Raw genomic sequence first — 24,149 nt, 5'->3', positions numbered from 1 at the left:
AGCAGCGGTGATATCTCGCGATTCTGATGGCGGACCGGACGGGACTCGAACCCGCGACCTCCGGCGTGACAGGCCGGCATTCTAACCAACTGAACTACCGGTCCACTTCAGAACAACTCAACATCGGGCGCATCACAAACGAGAATGGCGGACCGGACGGGACTCGAACCCGCGACCTCCGGCGTGACAGGCCGGCATTCTAACCAACTGAACTACCGGTCCACGACAATCGCTTGCTTCTGCTAACGAACCAGGCCATTTAATCAAGTAACGCTTTGAAAAGCAATGACTTTTTTCAAATGGTGGGTGGTACTGGGTTCGAACCAGTGACCCCCAGCTTGTAAGGCTGGTGCTCTACCAACTGAGCTAACCACCCCTGTCTCGTTGGCGCTGCATTCTACGGAATCCGGCCCATGAGTCAATACTTTTTTTGCGCGCAATTTCAGCAATCGTCCGCGACAGAGTATTGATAAGACAGGACTTTCCCGCTGCATCTCGCCTGCAGGCCAGTAAACATCAGCGTTGCGTCATCATTCTGACATGCCGCTGTCGCCATCGAAGGCCAGGGTAATGCCCCTCGCATGGTGGCGATTCACTGCCGTTTTCCGCCCAGCGCCGGGTGATTGGCCAAGGCCTGCGCCGCACGCGAAATCAGTCCTTCACGCGTCTCGCCACTCGCTTTTCGTGGCTTGAAATCATGTTCGCCATCATTCAGCCAATGCAATGTAAGGCTTTCCGGCAACGGATATTCCGTCACTTCCTCGCGAGTTCCGAAGGGATCGCGGCTGCCCTGACAGATCACCCCCGCCATCGGGATATCCGGCAGATGGTCGATGCGCAACTTGTCGGGCTTGCCCGTGGGATGAAATGGATAGCCCAGCGCGTACCACCCAACCGGCAACCGCGCATGCGCCGCCCGGGTCAACTCCACCAGCAGATGGGAGGCCACACGACTGCCCATCGACTTGCCGCCGACCAGCCAGGGCAGCGATCGCAAGGAGTCGACGGCCGCCACACACGCCATCAGCGCCTGACACCAGCGCGCCATCTCCTCGATCAGCCCGGGCAGCCGGGGCGGCGGTCGGCGACGGCTTTCGCAGCGCATCCTGACGAGATAGCCGAAATCGAATGCCAGCCACGCCATGTCCTGCATCAGGCAGGCAGCGCCGAACTGTTGATGGAAGTCGGTCTCACGCCCGGCGCCGGCACCATGTGCATGCAACAGCAGGGCACGCTCCGGTCGTCCATGGATCTCAAGCGGGCCCAGTTCCGCCAACCAGCCTCGCCACGGCCCTCGCGCGGCCAGCGCGTCGTGGGACATGGTCTGGCGGGCAGCAAGCTCCGAGGCGACATCGGCCAGGCTGGCAACACCAAAGCCTTCCTCGGCGTAAGGGCTGGGAACCTCAGCCGTATTGGACGCATTGGCATCTTCGTCCGATGATGAAGTGACGGCGGGCAAGCGAAATTCTCCTGTTGATCTCGTACGGCTCGCGCCAGACAACGCTGGAACCGATGAGGGGTAAACGCTGCATTCCAGCGCGAGGGATGGCCTGTCAGTCGGTCATGGTCGCGCGTGATATCGGTCAGCGCCAGCCCTGCTGCCCTGACAGGGGCGTCGATGACATGACCGCTCCCGCAGCGCCGCTTCCAGCACCGTCTCCACCAGCACTGCGCTTTCGCCCACTGCCGACGAGGTCGTGATATGCGTACAGCTCTTGAGGCTTCGGCCTGCCATCCCCGCGTGAACCACCATCATCACGCAAGCCATGATTTCGCTCACATGGCCGTCATCTGGGGCCTGCTCAGCCTCTGTCTGGCCGTATGGCTCAACCTCATCTGGCTATGGCCCTCGCTGGGGCCGGAAGTGGCCTGGCTGAGCTACGGCCGCCTCGCTCCCCTGCAACATCACCTGCTGCTCTATGGTCTGGGCGGCTCGGCAGTGATCGCCGGCGGCTACTCCATCGCCATGCACAGTGTCCTGCAACGCGAATCACGCACGGACGCCGAGACGGCGATAGCGGATATCGCACTGCCCCCCTTCACGCTCAAGCTGATGCATTTCACCTTCCTCGGCTGGCAGGCCGTGGTCGCGCTCGGCGCACTGGCGATTGTCGCAGGCTACTCCTCGGGCCAGTACATGGCCGAAGCGCCCTGGCTCGTCGATCTCCTGATGACCCTCGTCTGGCTGGCCGTGGCGTGGGTCTTCTTCACAATGCTGGAACAGCGCACGCTGCGCCGCCTGCCGGTGGCCTGCTGGTACTTCATCGCCGGCCTGATGCTGGTGTTGATACAGCATGTGTTGATCTCGCTCAGCGTGCCGATCGGCCTGCTTGAATCGATACCGCTCTTCACGGGCAGCCTCGAGGCACTGATTCAGCGCTGGCAGGCAGGGCCACTCCCCGGCGGCATGTTCGCATTCGGCCTCATTGCCTTGCTCCATCACATGGTGACGAGCCGCTCGCGGCTGCCGCTCTACTCGCACCGGCTGGCCACCACCAGCTTCTGGATGCTGGTGCTGCTGGTGACATGGGGAGGTGCTCCGCTGCTGTTCGCGAGCGCCCTGCCGGCCTGGAGCCAGACGCTGGGCATGGCGATGGGCATCCTGCTGCTGGCGCCGGGGCTGGCACTCAGCCTCAATGGCCTGATGACACTCAAGGAGGATTGGCACTCATTGCGCCGGGATCCGCTTAACTGCCTGCTGGCGGCAGCTCTGATCAGCTTCGCCCTCGCGGTTCTTGAATACAGCCTGCTGTCATTGCCGACACTCAACGCCCTGACCTTCAGTGCCGCCAACAGTCTGTCGCCGGCAGCAAGCCTGGGGGTAGTCGCGACAGTCGCCATCGTGATGGCCTACCACCTGCTGCCCCCGATGCGCTCCCTCGCGCTGCTCAGGACGCACTCCCTGCTGGCCATCATCGGCACCCTGCTGTGCGTTGCCGCCAGCTGGGCCACCACGCTGCTTCAAGGCAGCATGTGGCATGTGCCGGCAGATGACGGCAGGCCGCTATATACCTTGAGCGAGGTGCTGGAAGTGGCCCGCATGCCGATGATGATCTCGCTGGGCGGGCTCGCCTGCTGGGCGCTCGGCTTGCTGCTGATGCTCCTCAATGTGACGCGCACCCTGGCTGATCAAAAGAGCGAACGCCAAGCCGCTCACGAGCGCCAGCGCCTGAGCTCCGGCTCGCACAAGGCATCATCAGAACCTGCCAGGCACTCTGCGCCCCCCTCTACCACGCCCCCTGGCACAGCCTCGGGAGGGCACTACGCATGAGACATGTCCTGCTCGAACGTCACGCCGGCCTGATGACGGCACTATGCCTGCTCACCATGAGCCTCGGCGCCCTCGCCCAGCTGGTGCCGCTCGGGGCTCACCCCAGTCTCGCCAGCGCACCCGAAGACCTCAAACCGCTGAGCGCCCTGGCGCTGGAGGGCCAGCGCATCTACCAACGCGAGGGCTGTCAGCAATGCCACACACGCATGGTGCGCGATCTACCGGGCGATACGGCGCGCCACGGCGATGCGACGATCGCCCGGGAGCGCTACTACGACCGCCCTTCGCTTTGGGGCGTCGAGCGCTGGGGGACGGATTTGAGCCAGCTGCCTGCGCAGCATGATGACGCCTGGCAGCGCCTGCATCTGAATGACCCGCGCAGTCAGGTGCCGGGCTCAGCGATGCCCGCCTACCCGTGGCTGTTCGAGCGGGCGTTGAGCGGCGAAGGCATCGCGGCCCGCATGCGAGCCCTGCAAGGCCTGGGCGTGCCCTACGCGGAAGACGAGATTCTCGCCGCCCCCAATGACGTGCGTGGCACTGCCGAAATCACGGCGCTGCTCGCCTACCTGCAGCAGGCCGCCCCCGCGAGCGACATCGCCAGCCGCGACCCATGACAGGACACCGCTCAGGAGACACGACATGAATCTGCTGGAGACAACTGGACTCCCCCTGTTCTGGAATCTCTGGGTGCTGGCCCTCACGCTGGGCAGCCTGGTGCTGTTCGCCATGCTGGCACTGGGCAGCCTTTCGCGCGCCGCCAGCGCTGACAGCGACGAGCGCGAAGGCGATGGCCCCATGCAGGAACATCGCATCAACGGCGTACGTCAGCCTGACACACCAGCGCCACGTGCCTGGGGCATACTGGCACTGGCGACGCTGGCCGGCGCACTGATCCTGCTGCTCGGCGCAGCTGGCTGAGGCAGGTCGTCGCGGTATGGTCATGCGGGGCCAACCAGGCCTAAAGTTCACACACCTTGCAACGCCCATGGGTTGGGCAGGATAATGAATTAATAAAATCTAATATTATGGCGCCACGAAATTGCACTGCCCCAGCCGATGAGCGCTCAGACCCTGGCCGCTCGAATCACATCGGCTGAGCAGGGTAGCGGCGGGCGACAAGGCCCCGCCCCACCATTCGTTGCGCCCGAAAGACCCCTCCGCTGCCCTGCCCCAGGGGTAGCGGTGACATTCCTCAGGAGAGTCACCATGACGGCCAATGCACAGGCATCACACCGCTTGCGCGCCCATGAAGCCCGCTGCCAGACCTGTTCGCTGAGTTCACTGTGCCTGCCACTGGCACTGAACATGGAAGATATCGACCAGTTTGACGCCATCATCCGCCGTCGCGCGCCACTCAGAAAAGGGGAAGTACTCTTCACCCAGGGCGATGCCTTCGATTGCGTCTTCACGGTGCGCTCCGGAAGTCTCAAGCAGATCACCAATGAAAACAGCGGCATGGAGCAGCTGACCGGCTTCTACCTGCCCAGCGAGCTGGCCGGGCTGGATGCCATCGACAGCAATTGCTATCCCGGCACTGCGGTGGCGCTGGAAACCACCACCGTCTGCGAGATTCCCTTCGACCGCCTCAATGCGCTCTCGGAGCAGATGCCGGAGCTGAGGACCCAGCTGTTCAAGAGCCTGAGCAAGGAGTTGCACGAAGATCGCCGCATGATGATGCTGCTGTCGCGCAAGACAGCCGATGAGCGACTGGCGAGCTTCCTGGTCAACCTGTCACAGCGCTTCCGTCGCCGTGGCTATTCGCCGTACAGCTTCCGCCTCTCGATGGCACGCGCCGATATCGGCAACTATCTGGGGCTGGCCGTCGAAACCATCAGCCGTATCCTGACCCGCTTCCAGACCCAGGGGCTGGTCGACATTCGTGCCCGCGAGGTGCATATCCTGCATCTGGATGGCCTGATCGAACTGGCCGAAGGCGAGTGTCAGGGTGGTCGCTGATGACGCCTGCTGACAGCACAACACGCTGAGCGACACTGCGCTGATCCGCCGCCAGGGCGCCATGCCGGCACCACACAAGACAGAAGCCCGCCACGCAATTTGCGTGGCGGGCTTCTTCTTTCTGTCAGGCCAGTCGTCAGTCGTCCTGACAACCCTGACAACCCTGACAACCCTGACAGCCCAGATAGTCATGACAATAGGGCTTGTCTCGGCCTTCGCTGGCGATCAGCGGTTCTCGAGGCGGTTATAGTCCAGCAGGCCCGCTTCGACAGGGCGATCAGCATAGTTGGTGCGCAGCACGCTGTCGGAGAACTCCCAGAAGCGCGGGTCAGTCCGGCGCACCCCGATATCGGCCTGCAGGGCGCGATAGTCCTCTTCGGTCTCGAGTGCCGCCACACGCTCTGCCAGCCCCGTCAGGGTGTCAGGCGTCAGACGCCAGAAGGCATTCGGGTAATCGCCCGCCACGCCCCGCAAGACATCGAGAGTGTCTTCCTCAGGACGGCGATTTTCCTCCTCATCGAACAGACTGGTGATGTTGGCGTGGGCGGAATTGCGCAGCACGCTGTAAAGGCGCGGCGAGTCATCAGTGCCATCCTCCAGCGCGACGATCGTCACCTCCGGCATCAGGCTGGCCGAGACTCCCTGCACCGCAGCGAGGGCCTGCAGCTCATGTCGCACATGCTCATCCTCGACATTGCTCAGGCTGCGCTCATGGCCGAGTTCCGGTGCGAGGCGCTCCTGCATGCGCCGCATCAGCCCAAGGCGCGCCTGGTCCGGCGATGACAGCTCCTGCGGTGTCCAGACGATGCCACTGGGCGCATCGAACTGCGGCGGCTTCTTGAACAGCAGCTCGCCAAGGCCGGGGCTGACGTCGCGATACCAGCTGTCATGCACCGCCTGGCGCTCACCTGCCGGCAACAGCACCAGCAGGTTGTTCTCGCCTTCCATGCGCAGGAAGTCCATGTACAGACGGGTGACCAGCTGATGGCCGAGATTGCCGTAGACATCGAAGCCGGCGACCAGCAGATAGTGGATGCGCTCCAGCATCGGGTAATCGATGATCCAGCCCGTCTTGGGCACGCCACCGACCAGCCCCTTCATCACCGCCGCATTGTCGAAGTGGCGATAGATGGTCAGGGCCGCGTTGGGGTTGCGCCCCTGGCCGGGGCCCTCGGTCCAGCCGCTGCCGTCCCACAGCACTCGCTCATCCAGGCGCAGATCGCCATCGAGATAGGCCTGGGACATCAGGCGCTGCTTGGCCTTGAGATAGGCGGTCTGCTTGCTCTCGAACTTGACCCAGGAGCTGATCGGCAACGCATTGCTGCTCTGCTCGGCGGGCAGGCTGAGATTCTTCCCTTCCTCGGCCAGGGTGCGTTCCACTTCCGGGTGACTGAACATCTTCGGGTCAGTGAAGCCGACCCAGAAGTGATCATTGATCACATCCACCGCGACCTGCCCGCGACAGACCGGCCCCTTGATGAAGCCCATGATGGTGTTCTGCGACTCATCCAGCATGAAGCGATAGCGTGACTCGGCCGGAATGGCCTCGAAGGTCAGGAAAGGATTCGAGGCCGTCTTGAGGTCGTAATCCGGCAGGTCATCCACCGGGTAATCCGGCGCCAGGAACAGCGCCCGCCAGCGCTTGAAACGAGCATCATCGAGCGCATAGGGCAGATGATTCTTGGCCAGGATCGTCGCGCGCTCCTGCCACAGACGGTAATAGACCCGCGGACGCCCGGCGTCATCGTGGGGCATGCTCGCGCGCTCATCGCCGGTGTAGGAGGCATAGGGTGGATCGTAGGGGCGGCGCGTGGAGATGCGCTTGATCGGCTCGCCCGGCGGGGTGCTGGAACGCACCAGCTTGAAGAAGATCGGCCGTCCATCCGCGCCCTTGATGCCCGGGAAATACACATGGCTCAGGAAGAGATGCTCGTAGATATAGCGATTCATCAGGCGTTGCTTGAGGCTGTCTCCATTGAAGAAGCGCTCGGCCTGCTCGATATGCGGCATCAGCGCCTGGGGCAGCGGTGCCGGGCCCGTCATCGCGCCACCCTTGGCCAGCCAGTTCACCAGCGTGCGGTGCTCTTCATCGCTGACCTGTGGCAGGGCGTAGGGCATGCCCCAGTCAGGATGGTCTTCGGCGAACTTGTCGTAGCCCTCGACGGGGGCACACACCTGACTGCGATTGAGCGACAGGTCGAAGCGGTCTTCCGGCAATAGGCCATCTTCCGTCACCGGCAGCGGCGCCTTGCGCTTCTGGCTGAGCGCACGGAACAGCACACTGCCCTCCAGATTGGCGGCCGGAGAATCGAATCGCTCATTGAGCACCGGCGAGAAGTCCATGCTGCGCCACTGCTCGGTGGTGTCCGCGTCCTCGAACATGCGCGTCAGATTGGCCGCCAGCAGGCGCGTGCCATCGTAGACCGGCGCCGGATTCATGCCGCGATCGATCCCGGCGGCCGATGACATCTTGAGCTGACAGGGAGCGTCGTAGCAGCCATGACAGACCACGCAGCGCGTCTCGATCACCGGCTTGACCTCATCCTCCCACTGACGCCCGGCAAGACTGTCGTGTGACACCACCCGCTCACGCGGTGACGCGGGGCCGAAACGCTCATCGAGCTGATGAATCGCGACGGCACTGCAGCCCCCCAACAGTAGAACGAGCACGATGCTCCAGCGCCAGCGCGGTATGCGCCACAGGCGTCGAAGTAGGTCCGGCATGGGGAACTCCAGCAAGAGGAAGGGATATCGGCAATCGGGCAGATGATGGCGAAAGCGTACCATAAGCAGGCTCACGAATTCGGCAAGACTGCCTTTCCAAGCATAGTGAACAATGATGTCAGATTTTTTTGGCGTTTCCGCATCCAACTTTATTTTGACGGCGTATGACTTCATGACCCGCCTGAACGAGCTGTCTGACGCAAGCGGGCCACGATGTTCCTGATCCATAATTCAAAAAATACGGGCCCTGCCCGATAGGAAGCCATCATGACCATGAAGAAGACCGTTACTGCTGCCACCTTCGCCGCCGCTGCCGCCGCGCTGTTCTCCACTGCCGCCCTGACCTCGCTGCCGGTGCACGCCGGTGACAATGCCGTGAAGTGCTCCGGCATCAACTCCTGCAAGGGCACCTCCGAATGCGCGACCGCCAACAGCGCCTGCAAGGGCCACAACGCCTGCAAGGGCCAGGGCTGGTCGTACACTGCCAGCGCTGAATCCTGTGTCGGCGAAGGTGGTACTGTCGTCGAGGGCTGATCCTCAGGCACGCAGAGGCGTCTGCCCTGGCAGGCGCCTCTGGCGAATTCCCGACGGGAGGACGGCACACCGTCCTCCCGTTCCTGGTTCTGGCTCTAGCTCTGGTTCTGGCTCTGTTTCTGTCCGGGAACCCTGGCGGGTGTCTTTCAGCGCTCCTGACTCGCCCTCTGCCTCGCCCTTTTCCGCACCCTCTGCCTTCGCTCAGAAGAGGACTCACGCATGACGACAGCTGTCACCGCTCGCCTGCCCACGCCCACCAGCGCCGGTGTCGGTCAAGGGCTGGGCCTGCGCCCCGAGTACTACCACGAGATTCTGACGACGCTGCCGGACATCGACTGGTTCGAGGCCATCAGCGAGAACTACATGGGCCACGGCGCCAGCGAATCCGGTGGTCTGAGTACTGGTGGACTGAGTGCCGGTGGCAAGCCACTGCATCATCTCGAGCGAGTCCGCGAGCACTACCCCATCGCCTTGCATGGCGTCTCGCTGTCCATCGGTGGCAGCCATCCCATCGACAGCCGTTACCTGCGCGAGCTGCGCGCCTTGTGTGAGCGCATCGAACCGCTGTGGGTCTCCGACCACCTGTGCTGGACGCGCACCGGCGCGCATCAGTTCCACGACCTGCTGCCGCTGCCCTATACCGATGCCACCATCGACCATCTGGCCGAACGCATCGATCAGGTCCAGAACGCGCTCGGCCGTCAGTTATTGCTGGAAAATGTCTCCAGCTATCTGACCTGGCGCCCTGACGAGATGAGCGAATGGGAGTTTCTGGCCGAGGTCAGCCGCCGTGCCGACTGCCTGATCCTGCTCGACCTGAACAACGTCATCGTCTCGAGCCACAATCATGGCTTCGACCCGCTGACCTATCTGGATGCCATGCCGGCAGAGCGCGTCTGGCAGCACCATCTGGCCGGGCATATCCGGCAGGAGGTCTCCGGCGGCGAGCTGTGCATCGACACCCATGACCAGCCCGTCCCGGACGCCGTGTGGACGCTGTATGACGCCGCGCGGGAGCGCTTCGGCGATGTCGCCACCATGATCGAGCGCGACGACAACTTCCCGCCCTGGTCGGAATTGATGCAGGAGTACGCCGAGCTGCGTCGCCGTAGTGGTCGTCCGCTGGCGGATGCCGCGCGCGCGAACCAGACGGCAGACCACGGAGGGCTGCGCGCATGACGCAAGCGAGCCCCGCAGGCGGTGCTGATCGCAGCGCCCTGATGCAACTGCAGGAGACCACGGGCGCCTACCTCGCGACACCGAGCCCTGACACCCGCAGCGCGGCGGCCAAGGCCGTCATCAGTGATCAGCTTGCCAGTGCCGAGGAGCGCCTCGACATCTACGCGATGGCCTATCGGCTGCGGCTTTTCGAGGTCTTCGGCGGGGATTTCGAGGCCGTGCACACCCTGATCGGCGATGACGCCTTCGGGCTGCTGTGTCGTGACTACCTCGCGGCCCATCCGCCGAGTCATTATTCGATTCGCTGGGCCGGCCAGCATTTCCCGGCCTTCGTCGCGGCGCGCGAACCCGAGCGCTCCCTGGTCACCGAGATGGCCGCCTTCGAGTGGGCATTGGGGCTGGCGCTGGATGTGGTGGACAGCGCCCCGCTGCGTGCCGAGTCCCTGCAGACGCTGTCCCCTGATGAGTGGCCCGAGCTGGCCCTGGCAGCGCATCCGTCCCTCAAGCGCTTCTTGTTCCACTTCGATACGCCGGCCATCTGGAAGGCCATCGACAGCGATGAGCCGCCACGCGCGCCGGTCGAGTCCGATACGCCCACGCCCTGGATCGTCTGGCGTCAGCCCACCGCTGGCGCGCCCGAGGTGCACTATCGCTCTCTCGATGCGCTGGAGGACCTGGCTCTCGGCGCCATCCTCGCGGCCGGAGACGAGGGCCTGAGCTTCGGCCGGCTCGGTGAGCTGCTGACGCCGCAGGTGGGGGCAGAGCAAGCCCCGGGCGTGGCGATCAACCTGCTGGTGCAGTGGCTCGCCGCCGGACTGCTGATCAGGCCCTGACATCAGGCCCTGACATCAGGCATCCGCGCCCGACGCCACAGCGGACATGACAGCCAGCGGCGAAAGCCGGACAATACACGCCGACCCTCATTGCGATGGTCGGCTTTCGTCTTCCTGCTGCCGTGATGCCCATGCCCTCTTCTCCTGATGCTCTGCACTCCGACGCGCCGACGGCGCCTCAGACACCTGCGCCGATGGCGGACGCCACGCCAAAGCCTCTCGAGGCCAAGTCTGCTGAGGTGACTGAGCCGGTTGAGCTGACTGAACCCGCTGAGCCACTCGACATCCTGTTCCAGGATGAGGTGCTGGTGGTGGTTCACAAGCCATCGGGCCTGCTGGTGCACCGCAGCCCCATCGACAAGCACGAGACCGAGTTTCTGCTTCAGCGTCTGCGCGACCAGATCGGCCAGCATGTCTTCCCCGTGCATCGCCTCGATCGCCCGACATCAGGGCTGATGGTGTTCGGCCTCTCGCCCCAGGCGGCGCGCAAGCTGAGCACCGCCTTCGAGGAGCAGCAGGTCAGCAAGCGCTATCTGGCGATAGTGCGCGGCGTCGCGCCCGAGCAGCAACGCCTCGATTACGGCCTGCGCAAGGAAGATGGCAAGCTGCCCAAGGCCGAGATGCCGGAGCAGGAAGCCATCACCGACACGCGCCGCCTGGCACAGGTCGAGCTGCCCATCGCCATCGATCGCTATCCGCAGTCGCGCTTCTCGCTGGTCGAGGCCCGTCCGCTGACCGGCCGCCGCCATCAGATTCGCCGTCACCTGTCACGCCGTGGCTACCCGATCATCGGCGACGCCAAGCACGGCAAGGGCAACTACAATCGCTACTTCGCCACGACACTGGAATGCCCCCGCCTGCTGCTGGCGGCTGTCGGGCTTGAGCTTCCTCACCCCGAGGGCGGCTGGCTGGGCCTGTCGTGTCCGCCAGAAGGTGCCTACGCGGCACTGATGGAGCGCTTCGGCTGGCTGGGCCATCTGCCCGAACGCTACGCTGAACATCTGGCAGAGCGCCCGACCAGACACTGGCTCGATGCGACCGCCGGCGACCCGGCTGACTGAGCGCGTCCCTGCCGACTGCCACCCGTTCCCCCGAGATTCGCGAGCTGCGCATGACCACCTCTTCCGACACCCCGGACTCGACCGACATGAGCCCAGAACAGCAGAGTTCTGAAAACCAAAGCTCTGAAGAACAGAGCCCTGACCGCAAGCCCTCAGGCGAGCCGTCGCCCCACGACAGCACGCCCTCCGCCAGCGAACGAATGCTGGAGAGCTTCTTTGCGGCCGGCGCTGCCAGTCAGGCCCCCGCAGAAGACGACTACGACTTCCGCTTCGGCGGCATCCGCCGCCTCTACGGTGCCAGCGCCTTCGCCCACTTCCGCCACGCGCATGTCGCGGTGATCGGGGTCGGCGGTGTCGGCAGCTGGAGCGCCGAGGCACTGGCTCGCTCCGGCATCGGCGAGATGACGCTGATCGATCTCGATGATGTCTGCGTCTCCAACGTCAATCGTCAGCTGCATGCGCTGGATGGACAGATCGGTCGTCCCAAGGTCGAGGTGCTGGCCGAGCGCTGCCAGCTGATCGCGCCGCAGATGAAGATCCACGCCATCTCGGCCTTCGTCACGCCGGACAACCTCGCCGAGCTGATCCACGACGACCTCGATCACGTCATCGACGCCATCGACAGCGTGCCCGCCAAGACAGCGCTGATCGCCTGGTGCAAGCGGCGCAAGCTGGGCCTGACCGTGACGGGCGGCGCCGGTGGCCAGCTCGACCCGACGCGCATCCAGATCGGTGATCTCGCCCGCACCGAGCAGGACCCGCTGCTGGCGCGCGTTCGCTCACTGCTGCGTCGCGACTACAATTTCAGTCGCAACCTGAAGCGCCGGTTCGATGTCGAGTGCGTCTATTCCGACGAGCAGCTGACCTACCCCGGCGCCGACGGCGAGGTGTGTGCCACCAAGCCCGGCGACAGCGCCACGCGCCTGGATTGCGCCGGCGGCTTCGGCGCGGCCACCTTCGTCACCGGCAGCTTCGGCTTCACCGCCGCTGCCCGCGCACTGGCGCGCATCGCACGCCGCGGTGCCAAGGCCACGCCTGTCGCTGATGACACCTCTGTGGCTGATGCACCGAACGCTGTCGACTGATACGCCTGCTTTTCGCCTCTTGCTGTTGGCTTCTCGCTTCTTGCTTCACCCTCAAGGAAATTGCCATGACTGACCTGCCTGCCATGCCGCCGCTGCCGGAAAATCGTCCCGTGCCGGGCCTCTACCGCCACTACAAGGGCGCGCAGTACGAAGTGATCGGCACCAGTCGCCACAGCGAGACCGAAGAGCTGCTGGTGGTCTATCGCGCCCTGTATGGTGAATGCGGGCTGTGGGTGCGTCCGCTGAGCATGTTCATGGAGAACGTCGAGATCCAGGGCGAGCCGGTGCCACGCTTCGCGCTGGTTTCGGCGTGGTCCTGCTGATCCGCGGCCTTGCCGCCCCCACATCCTGACCGACCAGACAGGTACATGCCGCCTGTCGGTCGCGGTGCTATACTGCGCCGCTTGTTTTTCCAGACATACGCATTGAGCCGCTTGCGGGCATGATCTGCCCGCGCGGCTCGGCCACGCCCACACAGCGCACTGCTCGGCACGTCTGGCAGGCACTGTGAGCTGGTTCATACCACGTCAAGAGCGGAGGAAGCATGAGCGCACTGGTTGGTGTCATCATGGGATCAAAATCGGATTGGGCGACCATGTGCCATACGGTCGAAACCCTGGAAGCGCTGGGGATCGAACACGAGGTCAAGGTCGTCTCTGCCCATCGCACGCCCGACCTGCTGTTCGACTATGCCGATACCGCTGCCGAGCGTGGCCTTGAGGTCATCATCGCCGGTGCCGGTGGCGCGGCGCACCTGCCGGGCATGTGTGCCGCCAAGACCTGGCTGCCGGTGCTGGGCGTGCCGGTGCAGTCCAGCATGCTGTCGGGTGTCGATTCCCTGCTCTCCATCGTGCAGATGCCTGCCGGCATCCCCACCGGTACGCTGGCCATCGGCCGCGCCGGTGCCGTGAATGCCGCGCTGCTGGCCGCCAGCCAGCTGGCCAACAAGTACCCGGCCATCCGCACCGCGCTGATCAACTTCCGTGCCGAGCAGACCGACCGTGTGCTCGACAATCCGGACCCGCGCCCCGACGCACCCAGCCTGTCCCACGGAGGCGAGTAAGCCATGAGCCAGCCGTTCCGCTTCGGTATCGTCGGCGGCGGTCAGCTGGGCCGCATGTTGGCTCAGGCCGGCGCCGCCCTGAATGCCCGCTTCACCTTCCTTGATCCTTCGGATTCGCCCTGCGGTCGCGTCCACGGTCATCATCTCTGCGCCGATTGGCAGGATGATGCGGCCCTGACGCAACTGGTGGCAGCCTCTGACGCCATCACCTTCGAGTTCGAGAACGTGCCGGCGGACGCCGTCGCGCGTCTGGCGGCCGAGCGCCCGACCTTCCCGCCGGCTGGCGCCCTGGATACCGCGCGTGACCGCTGGAGCGAGAAGTCGCTGTTCATGCGTCTTGGCATCGAGGTGCCGCCGCTGGCGCTGGTCGACAGCCAGGCGGACCTTGAAGCGGGCGTCGCGACCATCGGTCTGCCCGCCGTGCTCAAGACACGTACGCTGGGCTATGACGGCAAGGGCCAGAAGGTGCTGCGCGAAATGGCCGACGTCGCCGACACCTTCGCCGAACTCGGCAGCGTGCCGCTGATCCTGGAAGGCTTCATCGCCTTCGATCACGAAGTCTCGGTGATCGCGGTACGCGGTCGCGATGGCGAGACACGCGCCTGGCCGCTGTCGAGCAATGAACATCGCAGCGGCATCCTGCACTGCTCCACGCCGCTCGACTCCCACGGCCTGCAGGCCGAAGCCGAGGCGGCTGCCTTCAAGGTGATGCACGAACTCGACTATGTCGGCGTGATGGCCTTCGAGTTCTTCGTCGTCAAGGACGCCGATGGCAGCGAGCGCCTGCTGGCCAACGAGATCGCACCGCGTGTGCACAACTCGGGTCACTGGAGCATCGAAGGCGCCGTCACCAGCCAGTTCGAGAATCACCTGCGTGCCGTCGCCGGCATGCCGCTGGGCGAGACCGCACTGCTCACGCCCTGCGCGATGCTCAACATCATCGGCCGCATGCCGGAACGTGACGCCGTGCTCGCCATCCCCGGCGCGCGTCTGCACGACTACGGCAAGGCGCCGCGTGCGGGGCGCAAGATCGGCCACATCACGGTTCTGGCCGCCGACAAGGCGAGCCTCGACGCCCGCATCGCGGCTGTCGAAGCGCTGCTGGTCAATGAACTGGGCAAGTAAGCCGGTTCTGCGCCACTGAAGACAAAACGCCCCCGCTGCCATCGGCAGCGGGGGCGTTTTCGTTTCGGCACGGCTCAGCGAGCCGCCACGGAATCAGTCGATCTCGTGGTGGATCTGCTTCTGCAGGTAGAGCTCGATGCCGACCTTCTCGATCAGGCCCAGCTCGGTCTCCAGGTGATCGATGTGCTCTTCCTCGTCGTCGAGGATCTTGCGGAACAGATCACGCGAGGTGTAATCGCGAACCTGTTCGGCGTAGGCGATCGCTTCCTTCAGATCGCCATGTGCCTGGTGCTCCAGCGCCAGATCGCACTCGAGCATTTCCTTGGTGTTCTCGCCGATGCGCAGCTTGCCGAGGTCCTGCAGGTTGGGCAGACCTTCCAGGAACAGGATGCGCTCGATCAGGGTGTCGGCGTGACGCATCTCTTCGATGGACTCGTCGTATTCCCACTTGGCCAGGCGTTTGAGGCCCCAGTCCTTGTACATGCGCGCATGCAGGAAGTACTGATTAATGGCGACCAGTTCGTTGGCCAGTATGGTGTTGAGATGCTCGATGATCTTGGGATCGCCTTTCATGTCGCCATTCCTCTCTTGTCAGGGTTGCTGCTTGCGTCAGGTTCTGTGCTGCGCCTGATGACGGCATGCATCAGGCGCAGCGCGGGCACGTCAGGCGTGCCCTATCGATCAGGTGCGGCAAGTATGGCGCAAAAACATGAATTTTTCGAGACATACCAACAAGTTGTCGACTTTTAGGCGCAAATGGGAAAGATTGGTATCCGCGTTGTCATGTGGCGACCGACACCGGATTGCCTGGCGCCCATACGAAAACGCCCGCCGCCCGGTCTTGAGACCAGGTGGCGGGCGTCAGGCAAGCGAGCACTTGCCGGGATTCAACGAGAACGGATCACGCAGCAATGGACAGCGCGGCGACTGGAGTGTCAGTCGCCGGCAGGCGAGCCTCGGCTCGAGCCTGCATCACACCGCGTAGGCGAGATCCTCTGCCGGCATCATTTCACGCGCGACCGCTTCGCGAGTGATGGTCTTGGCCATGCAGGCACATTTGCCGCACTGGGTCGCGCAGCCGGTCTGCTCACGGACTTCGCGGAAGCTGCGCGCTCCCTGTTCCACGACTTCGCGGATCTTGTGGTCTGACACACCTTTGCACAGACAGACGTACATGGCTCACCTCGCTCACTCCAAGTGAGACAAATGTAAATGATTCGCAGAAACATGCGCAACACCTGACTGCAAAAAATTCTCATTCACACGTTATATCAAATACTTAGCGAGGCGATTTCTGGCCGGTTTGCGGTTGCGGAACACACGATGTCATAAGCAGGCCACATCAGCCTCACAAAGCCATTGCCGCGGGGAAAGCCAGCGCCGTATAAAGAATGATGGCCCGTGGCTGACAGAAAGGTAGGGTTGCGATTTCACACGAGGCCGCTAGTATGTATAACGATTTTTTATGCAATTCGAAAAACAATCGCACCAAAACATAATGAGTCATCGCTAGCCGATCACTCAGGCGGGTCACTCGAACGCAGCCCAGCTCCTCGCTCACGGGAAGCGCCGCGTCACGATGAAGGCAAATGACTGCCACGCCCCGCCAGGCAATCAGGAAAGAACATGAACAGGACACTGCAAGAGATTCCGTCGCTCCGCCTCCTCATGGCCATGACCCGCATCGGCATGCCGATGATGGGCGCCATGCTGAAGCCGTGACCGGCCTGAATCCGTCTGCTGTTGCCCTATCTGCCGATTTCCGAACGCCAATCCGCAAGGAGCCCGATATCATGTCAGTACAACTCGCCACCGCCGATCATCACGCCACGTCCCACCTGCCACTTGATCTGGACGCCGTCCGCGACGCCGGCAGCTGCTTCGGTGACCACCACCGTCTGCCGCTGACCCCGCTGCTGCGCAATCTCTATCGTGAAGCCCGCCGTGAAGGCCTGGTGGATGAGCATTGCAACGCGCGTGAACTGATGAGCCATATCGCTCTGCCCCATGACCACGTGGTCACCCAGGAAATTTCCGATCGCGTCTGGCGCTACAACGTCGGTTACTCCAACACCGGCGAGAGCGCGGAACAGGGCGACCTGAGCGCGGCGCTGGACTCCCTCAACGAGCGCACCCTGGATGAGCCGCTGCCGGGCGCCCTGCAGCGCCTGACCGAATCCTGGCTGTACCTGCCGGGCGAGCTGGAAAGCCCGCGTCAGGCCAGCGCCGACGTGCTGTGGCTCGACAAGCAGGGCCGTGCTCGCTACCGCCTGGATCAGGCGCGCCACTGGTTCGCCACCCTGCGCGATGAAGCCGTCGACATCGATGGCTGGCTGGCATGGCGCCTGACGCACCTGCCGCTGACCAGCGCGCCGGTGCTCGATACCGTCAGCGCCTTCACGCGTCTGGCGCGCCTCGATCACGATGGCCAGCGTCCGATCGGTCAGCTGTCCTTCGTGCGTTATCGTGAGGGCGTGCGCCTGGAAGGCATGGGCACCGCGGTGATCGACCTGCCGCGCGAGCTGCCCGAGACGGCGGCACAGGAAGACAGCCTGGTGGTATCGCGCGCCAGCGTGGAGCGCATCATCACGCGCCTGGATGGCCTGCTGGGCGTCTGAACAAGCCCTGCACTCGCGGAAAACACAACGCCCCGCCAGTCGATGACTGGCGGGGCGTTTTCTTGACTAACTGAGATCACTTCTGGCTGAGCTCACGTCTGGCTGGGATGACTTCTGGATGAGCTCACTGCTTTCCTGCATGGCGCACGCGCCAGAGGCTCCCTATTGGTGCCTCACTCGCGCCGCGGCTTGGGCAGCACCACCACGCGGGTGCCGGAGGCGATGTCCTGCCAGCTGCGCTGCTCAGGGTCCCACAGCTGCCAGACGTACCCCAGCCCGCAGGCGCCCAATGACAGCCCGGCAACCACGAAGCGTATCAGGCACTGCTGCAGCGTCGGGACATGACCCTGTGGCGTCTCGATGCGCAGTCGCCAGGCCTGCATGCCCAGCGTCATGCCACTGCGGCTCCAGCAGCCGCCGAAGAAGGCGAACATCGCCACCAGCAACAGACTGCGGAACAGCGGCGACTGATTGGCCTCACCGCCATTGACGGCAACGCCGATGAAGCCCAGCACGATCAACAACGCCATCACGAGGAAGGCGTCATAGACCACGCCGCCCAGACGCCGCATCAGGCCCGCAGGGCGCGCTCCCTGCGGGTCGAGACGGCGGCGAGAGTGCGGGGCGCCCCTAGCCACTGCGCCGGATCAGCAGCAGGCCGATCACGTAACAGGCCAGCATCGGCGCCAGCACCGCCCAGATGGGCGCGAAACCGAACACCACCGAGGCCGGGGCGAGCAGGTCCTGCAGATACTTGAACAGCAGGCCGACCACGATGCCGTAGAAGACCCGCGTCCCCGCCGCCACCGTGCGCAATGGCCCGAAGACGAAGGAGGCGGCCACCAGCACCAGCGCCGCCAGTGTCAGCGGCTGCAGAATCTTCTGCCAGAAGTAGAGCAGCGGCTGATTGGCCGACAGCCCCTGGTCCTGCAGGTAGCGGGAATAGCGCCACAGGTCGGAGGCTGACTGCTGCTTGGGGTCGCTGATGACCAGCTTGAGCAGGTCCGGCGTCAGCTGGGTGCCCCACTCGCGGATCTCCTGCTGAGCCACCGTGGTGGCGCTCGGCTCGCCATCCTGAGACTCGAAGGTGGTGGTCTGCACCGCCTCCAGCGTCCAGCCATCGCTCTCCCAGACGGCGCGCCTGGCGTAGAGCGCCTGGGTCAGGTGGCGCTCGTCATCGAAGCGATAACGGGTCACGTTGAGCACCACATCATCGCTGCGAATCGAGCCGAATCGGTAATAGTCATTACCCTCGCGCTGCCAGCCGCCACCTTCCGCGTAGACGGCGCCTGCGCCCTGCTGCTTCTCGGCGCGCCAGGCGTCGGCCTGCAGTTCGGTGACGGGGGCGACGTATTCACCGACCGCCATGGTGATGGCGATGACCAGCCCCAGCGGCTTCATCACGCCCCACAGAATGCGCGTCAGTGAGCGACCGGCGGCGCGCATGATGGTCAGCTCATTGCTCGAGGCCATGCTGCCCAGCCCGATCAGGGCGCCCAGCAGTACGCCGACCGGCACGAATTCGTAGAAGCGCGACGGCAGACGCATCAGCAGATAGAGGAGCACTTCAAAGGCGCCGTAGTCGCCTTTCACATCCCCCAGATCATTGATGTAGGTGATCATCAGGTCGAGCCCGAGAATCAGTACCTGCACCACCAGCATGGCCACCAGCACATTGCGGGCGATGTAACGGTCGAGACGATCAAGCAGCATCAGCGGCCACCTCCGCGGTTGTCGCGCCAGCTCAGCCAGATGCCGAGCGCCAGATAGACGCCGTGAATGGGCCACAGGCCGATGGCGGCCGGGTACTTCTCGGATGCGACGGCATTCTGCGCCGCGATCAACAGGCTGAGATAGGTGATGTGCACGAAGATGGCCGGCAGCAGGCGTGCAAAACGGCCCTGACGCGGATTGACGCGCGCCAGCGGCAGGCCGATCAGCATCAGGATCGGCACCATCAACGGCAGCGAGATGCGCCACTGCAGCTGGGCCTTGGCCTCCGGAAGATCGGAAGCCCAGAGCTGTGCCGTGGTCGCAAGCTCGATGTCTTCCTTGAGGGCCGCGGCGTCCTGGCCCTCGGTGATGCGCACGCCGTAGCGATCAAAGCCCAGTCGCTGGGCGATCGCCTTGCCTGGCTCCACCCCGTAGCGCGTGCCGTCGCTCAACACCAGATAGCGGCTGCCGGTCTCGGGGCTGACTTCCTGGAAGGCACGCTCGGCGCGCACCACCGACTGGCTCGGTTCGCTGTCGGGCGTGCTGGCGGCATTGCTGTCACCTGCCTCGGCGATGAAGACGTTTTCCAGCTCGCTGTTGTCATCGCTCATGCTCTCGGCATAGACGGTGCGATTGCCGATCTCCTGGAAACGTCCCGCGCCGAGAATCGAGAAGTCGGTCTTCTGCTTCTGCTGCTCGAGCAACAGCTCATTCTTGAGCGCGCCGGCAGGCGTCAGATAGAGGCTGCAGGCCGCGACCAGCGCCGTGATCAACAGCGCCGGCAGCAGGGTGACACGCAGCAGGCGCTCCGGGCCGACGCCACAGGCGACCAGCACGGTGATCTCGCTGTTCATGTACAGCTGACCGAAGGCCAGCAACACGGCGAGGAAGAAGGACAGCGGCAGCAGCAGTTCGAAGAAACCCGGCAGGTGATAGAGCATCAGGCTGCCGAGAATCGACGCCGGGAAATCCCCCTCCGCCGCATCACTGAAATAGCGGATGAATCGGCTGCCCATGATGACAAGCATCAGCACCCCGGCCACGGCGGCCATGGTGGTGAGTATCTCGCGTGTCAGGTAGCGGAAGATGATCAAGTGGAACTCCTGTTTCCCGCTCGCAAGCGAGCGTGTTGACCAGATCGATGATAGCCGGTGGAGGAATGGTCGTGATCACATGAAGGCATCATCCCCCTCATGCATGGTGCGCAGCCTTTGCGTACACTGGCGGCACGGGTCTGAAGACTGGACGGGAGCGGCTCCCCCTCATGCAGCAGCATTATCCAGAAAGGATGCTGCCTTGTCGCGGCTGCAGGCATTGCACGTGGACAGCCTGACATGATGGACTGCCCTCACTCGTGCATGCCAGCTCAGCTTGTCATGAGCGGTCTGCGCCCCCATCCAGACCATGACCCCGATGTCGCCGCGAGCCGGGCACGCCTGGCCTGACGACATCCTTCATCCTTGTACTGTTCATCTTCGTACCCTCACTCGCGCGCGTGGAGTTGCCATGGAATTTCCTGTAGTCACTGCCAATCCGGCCCAGCTTGAAACCGCCTGCATCGTGGTACCTGTCATCGAGGGCGACCTCACCGGTGCTGCGGCACGACTCGACGATGCCAGCGAGAAGCTGATCTCCCAGCTGATCGAGCGCGGCGACTTCAAGCCCGAGCTCGGCAATACCCTGCTGGTGCCCTTCGCTCCGGGCCTCGGCGCTCAGCGCCTGCTGCTGGCCGGTTTCGGCAGTGAGGAAAAGCTCGACGAAAGCCGTTACAAGCGTGGCCTCGATGCCGCTATGACTGCCCTGCTCAAGCTGCCCATCGAAGACGCGGCCTTCGCTGGCCTCGAGCTGAATCTCGAGCTGCGTGAGGCTGACTGGATGGCGCGCATGATCGCCGAGAGCGCGCTGCGCACTGCCTATCGCTTCACCGAGATGAAGAGCAAGCCGGGCGAGCCCGTCTCTCTGACCCGCCTGAGCGTGGTTAGTGCCGACAAGCAGCGTCAGGCCGAACTGGAAGCCGGCCTGCGCGTCGGTGCCGCCATCGGCATGGGCGTCAATGAAGCGCGCACGCTGGGCAATCTGCCGGGCAACATCTGCACGCCGCGCTACCTGGGCGAGCGTGCCGAGCAACTGGGTGCTGCCTCCGATGGCGCCCTGAAAGTGACCGTGCTCGGCGAGGAAGAGCTCGAGGAGCTCGGCGCCCTGTCCCTGCTGTCGGTCGGCCGCGGCAGTGAAGAGCCGAGCCGCCTGATCGTGATGGAATACCGCGGCGCGGAAGACGAGAACGAAGCCCCGCACGTGCTGGTCGGCAAGGGCATCACCTTCGATACCGGCGGCATCTCGCTCAAGCCGGGCGCCGGCATGGACGAGATGAAGTACGACATGGGCGGCGCTGCCAGCGTGTTCGGCACCATGCGCACCGTGCTGGAACTCAAGCCCAAGCTCAACGTGGTGGCCATCGTGGCCAGCGCCGAGAACATGCCGGACGGCCGCGCTACCAAGCCGGGCGACATCATCAAGACCCTGAAGGGCCTGACCGTCGAAGTCCTCAACACCGACGCCGAAGGCCGTCTGGTGCTGTGCGATGCGCTGACCTACGCCGAGCGCTTCGAGCCGGCCAGCGTCGTCGACATCGCCACCCTGACCGGCGCCTGCGTCATCGCGCTGGGCAATCACGCCACCGGCCTGATCTCCAACGATGATGACCTGGCCCTCGACCTGCTCGACGCCGGCGAAGAAGCCTGGGACCGCGCCTGGCACATGCCGCTGTGGGACGAATATCAGACGCAGCTGGATTCCAACTTCGCCGACATCGCCAACATCGGCGGTCGCGAAGCCGGCATGATCACCGCAGGTTGCTTCCTGTCCCGCTTCGCGGACACCTTCCCGTGGGCGCATCTGGACATCGCCGGCACCGCCTGGATGTCCGGCAAGCAGAAAGGCGCCAGCGGCCGCCCGGTGGGCCTTCTGGCCCAATACCTGCTGGACCGCGAAGCGGAACTCAGCGCCCCGCAGGAAGAGACCGTCTGAGGCTTCGCATGCTCTCGATAGCATGCTAGCGTTGAGACACGCGGGTCGCGACGCCACTCGGCACCGCTGACCCGAGAGGTCCTATAAAAATGATTCGACCCCCGGCGTTCCGCGTCGGGGGTCTCGCTGCTACGGAGACACCCACGTGACCAAAGGCTTCGACGTCCGCGCGTCCACGCAACCGGCGGATGCTGCCGTTCGTGACACCATTCTGGCCAATCCCGGCTTCGGCCGTCACTTCAGCGATCACATGGCCCATGTACGCTGGACCGCCGACGGCGGCTGGCACGGCCATGAAGTCCGCCCCTACGGCCCGCTGAGCCTCGACCCCGCCGCCTCGGTACTGCACTACGCCCAGGAAATCTTCGAAGGCATCAAGGCCTACCGTCATGAAGACGGCTCGGTGTGGACCTTCCGCCCCGAGAAGAACGCCGCACGTTTCCGCAACTCCTCCCGCCGTCTGGCACTGCCGGAGCTGTCCGACGAGGACTTCGTCGGCTCGCTCAAGGCCCTGCTCGCACAGGACAGCGCCTGGGTGCCGACTCCGGCCAGCGTCAGTGACGAATGCAGCCTCTATCTGCGTCCGTTCATGATCGCCAGTGAAGCCTTCCTCGGCGTGCGTCCGTCGCGTGAAGTAGATTACTACGTGATCGCCTCACCGGTGGCGGCCTACTTCAAGGGCGGCATCAAGCCGGTCTCCATCTGGCTGTCCTCGCACTACAACCGTGCGGCCGCCGGCGGTACCGGTTTCGCCAAGTGCGGCGGCAACTACGCGGGCTCACTGGCCGCGCAGAGCGAAGCCTCCGCCAATGGCTGTGACCAGGTCGTGTTCCTGGACGCCGCCGAGAACAAGTGGGTCGAGGAACTGGGCGGCATGAACCTGTTCTTCGTCTTCAAGGACGGCCGTCTGGTCACGCCGCGTCTGACCGGCACCATTCTGGAAGGTGTCACCCGTGACTCCATCCTGACCATGGCGACCGATCTGGGCCTGACGCCGGAAGAGCGCCCGATCAGCATCGACGAGTGGCGTGAAGGCATCGCCTCCGGCGAGATCACCGAGGTGTTCGCCTGCGGTACCGCCGCCGTCATCACCCCGGTGGGCGAGCTGGTCAGTGAAGAAGGTCGCCTCGACCTGACCGCCAACGCAGGCGATGTCGCCATGCGTCTGCGCAGCCAGCTGCTGGACCTGCAATACGGTCGCGCCGAAGACACGCGTGGCTGGATGACGCGTCTGGCATAAGTGGCTGAAATAAGTGCTCTGGTATCAGTGCACGGGAACAAGCCCTCGAGCCCGCCCCTGTGGCTTGAGGGAGGACCGAAACCCCAAGGCCCGCCTCGAAAGAGGCGGGCCTTGGGGTTTCTGGCGCACGGATATCTGACTGCGGAAAGACATCACGGAATGCAGGCTGCATCGAAGCCGCGCGGCGAGTGCGGTATCCTGAGCGCTCGAGAATTCCTTGCCCGAGCGGTGCCCATGACCCAGATCGACTTCTACATCCTGCCCGACACCACGCTGGAAGCCCGGCTGGAATTCGCCTGCCGGCTGGCCGAGACCATCCACGCCAAGGGCTTTCGCCTGCATGTGCATGTCGAGGACGAGGCGATGGCGCGTCAGTTCGATGAGCATCTGTGGCAGTTCCGTCCGGAAAGCTTCGTGCCCCATGCGCTGGATATCGATCTCGACATGGCCGCCCGCGAGGCCGAACACGCCGATGACGTGCCGCGCCCGCCGGTCACCATCGGCTGGCAGGACGCCCCGGCGCCGGGTATCGAGGCGCTGCTCAACCTGCACCCCGAGATTCCCGAGTGGTTCTCACGCTTCGAGCGCGTAGCCGAGATCATCAATCAGCATCAGGATGTGCTGGTGACCAAGCGCGAATGCTGGCGCACCTACAAGTCACGCGGTTATGCCGTTCGCTCGCATCAGCTCAAGGGCGTCAGCTGAGCGACACGCCATGCG

At 64.2% G+C, this 24,149-nt stretch carries 23 protein-coding genes and 3 tRNA genes; 16 read left to right on the top strand and 10 right to left on the bottom strand.

Annotation, left to right across the window (positions count from 1 at the left end; all coding sequences use genetic code 11):
- Nucleotides 1-27: 27 nt before the first annotated feature.
- The 4 genes from H2O77_RS01490 to H2O77_RS01475 form a co-directional block, all read right to left on the bottom strand.
- Nucleotides 28-104, bottom strand: a tRNA-Asp gene (locus tag H2O77_RS01490).
- A gap of 41 nt (nucleotides 105-145) precedes the next feature.
- Nucleotides 146-222, bottom strand: a tRNA-Asp gene (locus tag H2O77_RS01485).
- 78 nt (nucleotides 223-300) lie between these two features.
- Nucleotides 301-376: transfer RNA gene (locus tag H2O77_RS01480), tRNA-Val, on the bottom strand.
- 216 nt (nucleotides 377-592) lie between these two features.
- The gene (locus H2O77_RS01475) at nucleotides 593-1,459 is read right to left on the bottom strand and encodes an alpha/beta family hydrolase (RefSeq protein ID WP_240548671.1); all 867 of its coding nucleotides are present in this window, start codon (nucleotides 1,457-1,459) and stop codon (nucleotides 593-595) included.
- A 321-nt stretch (nucleotides 1,460-1,780) separates the two neighbouring features.
- On the opposite strand from H2O77_RS01475, the gene H2O77_RS01470 reads away from it, so the two are divergent.
- The 4 genes from H2O77_RS01470 (at nucleotide 1,781) to fnr (ending at nucleotide 5,227) form a co-directional block, all read left to right on the top strand.
- On the top strand, nucleotides 1,781-3,271 hold the full coding sequence (locus H2O77_RS01470; protein WP_215823751.1) for a cbb3-type cytochrome c oxidase subunit I: 1,491 nt from the start codon (nucleotides 1,781-1,783) through the stop codon (nucleotides 3,269-3,271).
- Nucleotides 3,268-3,885 (top strand): cbb3-type cytochrome c oxidase subunit II, encoded by a 618-nt coding sequence (locus H2O77_RS01465; RefSeq protein ID WP_215823750.1) that lies wholly within the window; start codon nucleotides 3,268-3,270, stop codon nucleotides 3,883-3,885. The genes H2O77_RS01470 and H2O77_RS01465 overlap by 4 nt, the downstream gene beginning before the upstream one ends.
- A gap of 25 nt (nucleotides 3,886-3,910) precedes the next feature.
- Complete coding sequence (locus H2O77_RS01460; protein ID WP_107335626.1) at nucleotides 3,911-4,189, top strand: hypothetical protein; 279 nt, start codon at nucleotides 3,911-3,913, stop codon at nucleotides 4,187-4,189.
- A gap of 288 nt (nucleotides 4,190-4,477) precedes the next feature.
- Nucleotides 4,478-5,227, top strand: a complete 750-nt coding sequence (gene fnr / locus H2O77_RS01455; RefSeq protein ID WP_043333190.1) for a fumarate/nitrate reduction transcriptional regulator Fnr — start codon at nucleotides 4,478-4,480, stop codon at nucleotides 5,225-5,227.
- 225 nt (nucleotides 5,228-5,452) lie between these two features.
- Here the strand turns inward: fnr and H2O77_RS01450 are convergent, their stop codons facing one another.
- Nucleotides 5,453-7,951: a fatty acid cis/trans isomerase gene (locus H2O77_RS01450; RefSeq protein ID WP_215823749.1), complete on the bottom strand. Its 2,499-nt coding sequence runs from the start codon at nucleotides 7,949-7,951 to the stop codon at nucleotides 5,453-5,455.
- Nucleotides 7,952-8,218: 267 nt separating this feature from the next.
- Between H2O77_RS01450 and H2O77_RS01445 the strand changes: the two genes are divergently transcribed.
- From H2O77_RS01445 to H2O77_RS01410, 8 genes are all read left to right on the top strand, one after another.
- Entirely contained in the window at nucleotides 8,219-8,485 is a 267-nt protein-coding gene (locus H2O77_RS01445; protein WP_197738697.1) for a hypothetical protein, read from the top strand.
- Nucleotides 8,486-8,704: 219 nt separating this feature from the next.
- A complete protein-coding gene (locus H2O77_RS01440) occupies nucleotides 8,705-9,664 on the top strand; it encodes a DUF692 domain-containing protein (RefSeq protein ID WP_215823748.1) in 960 nt (319 codons plus the stop codon).
- Nucleotides 9,661-10,497: a DNA-binding domain-containing protein gene (locus H2O77_RS01435; protein ID WP_215823747.1), complete on the top strand. Its 837-nt coding sequence runs from the start codon at nucleotides 9,661-9,663 to the stop codon at nucleotides 10,495-10,497. Before H2O77_RS01440 ends, H2O77_RS01435 begins: the two co-directional genes overlap by 4 nt.
- 131 nt (nucleotides 10,498-10,628) lie before the next feature.
- Nucleotides 10,629-11,558 carry a pseudouridine synthase gene (locus H2O77_RS01430; protein ID WP_240548670.1) on the top strand — a complete coding sequence of 310 codons (930 nt, stop codon included), beginning with the start codon at nucleotides 10,629-10,631 and terminating at the stop codon, nucleotides 11,556-11,558.
- A 200-nt stretch (nucleotides 11,559-11,758) separates the two neighbouring features.
- Nucleotides 11,759-12,643, top strand: a complete 885-nt coding sequence (tcdA, locus tag H2O77_RS01425; RefSeq protein ID WP_215824444.1) for a tRNA cyclic N6-threonylcarbamoyladenosine(37) synthase TcdA — start codon at nucleotides 11,759-11,761, stop codon at nucleotides 12,641-12,643.
- A 65-nt stretch (nucleotides 12,644-12,708) separates the two neighbouring features.
- Nucleotides 12,709-12,966 carry a DUF1653 domain-containing protein gene (locus H2O77_RS01420; RefSeq protein ID WP_225996526.1) on the top strand — a complete coding sequence of 86 codons (258 nt, stop codon included), beginning with the start codon at nucleotides 12,709-12,711 and terminating at the stop codon, nucleotides 12,964-12,966.
- 221 nt (nucleotides 12,967-13,187) lie between these two features.
- Nucleotides 13,188-13,706 (top strand): 5-(carboxyamino)imidazole ribonucleotide mutase, encoded by a 519-nt coding sequence (purE, locus tag H2O77_RS01415; protein WP_043333193.1) that lies wholly within the window; start codon nucleotides 13,188-13,190, stop codon nucleotides 13,704-13,706.
- A 3-nt stretch (nucleotides 13,707-13,709) separates the two neighbouring features.
- Nucleotides 13,710-14,831: a 5-(carboxyamino)imidazole ribonucleotide synthase gene (locus tag H2O77_RS01410; RefSeq protein ID WP_215823746.1), complete on the top strand. Its 1,122-nt coding sequence runs from the start codon at nucleotides 13,710-13,712 to the stop codon at nucleotides 14,829-14,831.
- A 93-nt stretch (nucleotides 14,832-14,924) separates the two neighbouring features.
- Here the strand turns inward: H2O77_RS01410 and bfr are convergent, their stop codons facing one another.
- Both bfr and H2O77_RS01400 read right to left on the bottom strand, forming a co-directional pair.
- Nucleotides 14,925-15,404: a bacterioferritin gene (gene bfr / locus H2O77_RS01405; RefSeq protein WP_043333195.1), complete on the bottom strand. Its 480-nt coding sequence runs from the start codon at nucleotides 15,402-15,404 to the stop codon at nucleotides 14,925-14,927.
- Nucleotides 15,405-15,803: 399 nt separating this feature from the next.
- Nucleotides 15,804-16,007 carry a bacterioferritin-associated ferredoxin gene (locus H2O77_RS01400; protein WP_043333196.1) on the bottom strand — a complete coding sequence of 68 codons (204 nt, stop codon included), beginning with the start codon at nucleotides 16,005-16,007 and terminating at the stop codon, nucleotides 15,804-15,806.
- A gap of 617 nt (nucleotides 16,008-16,624) precedes the next feature.
- Here H2O77_RS01400 and H2O77_RS01395 point away from each other — a divergent pair.
- Nucleotides 16,625-17,449 carry a hypothetical protein gene (locus tag H2O77_RS01395; RefSeq protein WP_107335632.1) on the top strand — a complete coding sequence of 275 codons (825 nt, stop codon included), beginning with the start codon at nucleotides 16,625-16,627 and terminating at the stop codon, nucleotides 17,447-17,449.
- 173 nt (nucleotides 17,450-17,622) lie between these two features.
- Here H2O77_RS01395 and H2O77_RS01390 read toward each other — a convergent pair whose 3' ends face one another.
- Genes H2O77_RS01390 through lptF form a run of 3 tightly spaced genes read right to left on the bottom strand, consistent with a single transcriptional unit; the run spans nucleotide 17,623 to nucleotide 20,256 of the window.
- Complete coding sequence (locus H2O77_RS01390) at nucleotides 17,623-18,087, bottom strand: RDD family protein (protein WP_235506925.1); 465 nt, start codon at nucleotides 18,085-18,087, stop codon at nucleotides 17,623-17,625.
- Nucleotides 18,080-19,162 carry an LPS export ABC transporter permease LptG gene (gene lptG / locus H2O77_RS01385; protein WP_215823745.1) on the bottom strand — a complete coding sequence of 361 codons (1,083 nt, stop codon included), beginning with the start codon at nucleotides 19,160-19,162 and terminating at the stop codon, nucleotides 18,080-18,082. The genes H2O77_RS01390 and lptG overlap by 8 nt, the downstream gene beginning before the upstream one ends.
- Nucleotides 19,162-20,256, bottom strand: coding sequence for an LPS export ABC transporter permease LptF (gene lptF / locus H2O77_RS01380; RefSeq protein ID WP_082388186.1), 1,095 nt, complete (start codon nucleotides 20,254-20,256; stop codon nucleotides 19,162-19,164). The genes lptG and lptF overlap by 1 nt, the downstream gene beginning before the upstream one ends.
- Before the next feature lie 412 nt (nucleotides 20,257-20,668).
- Between lptF and H2O77_RS01375 the strand changes: the two genes are divergently transcribed.
- The 3 genes from H2O77_RS01375 (at nucleotide 20,669) to H2O77_RS01365 (ending at nucleotide 24,134) form a co-directional block, all read left to right on the top strand.
- Nucleotides 20,669-22,189, top strand: a complete 1,521-nt coding sequence (locus H2O77_RS01375) for a leucyl aminopeptidase (RefSeq protein ID WP_215823744.1) — start codon at nucleotides 20,669-20,671, stop codon at nucleotides 22,187-22,189.
- A 145-nt stretch (nucleotides 22,190-22,334) separates the two neighbouring features.
- Nucleotides 22,335-23,429, top strand: a complete 1,095-nt coding sequence (locus tag H2O77_RS01370) for a branched-chain amino acid aminotransferase (RefSeq protein WP_215823743.1) — start codon at nucleotides 22,335-22,337, stop codon at nucleotides 23,427-23,429.
- A 234-nt stretch (nucleotides 23,430-23,663) separates the two neighbouring features.
- The gene (locus H2O77_RS01365; RefSeq protein ID WP_043333207.1) at nucleotides 23,664-24,134 is read left to right on the top strand and encodes a DNA polymerase III subunit chi; all 471 of its coding nucleotides are present in this window, start codon (nucleotides 23,664-23,666) and stop codon (nucleotides 24,132-24,134) included.
- Nucleotides 24,135-24,149 lie beyond the last annotated feature (15 nt).

The organism is Cobetia sp. 4B, assembly GCF_018831605.1.
Taxonomy (GTDB): domain Bacteria; phylum Pseudomonadota; class Gammaproteobacteria; order Pseudomonadales; family Halomonadaceae; genus Cobetia; species Cobetia amphilecti.
Note: the sequence above shows the minus strand (reverse complement) of the source record. Positions and strands in the feature narration are given on the sequence as shown.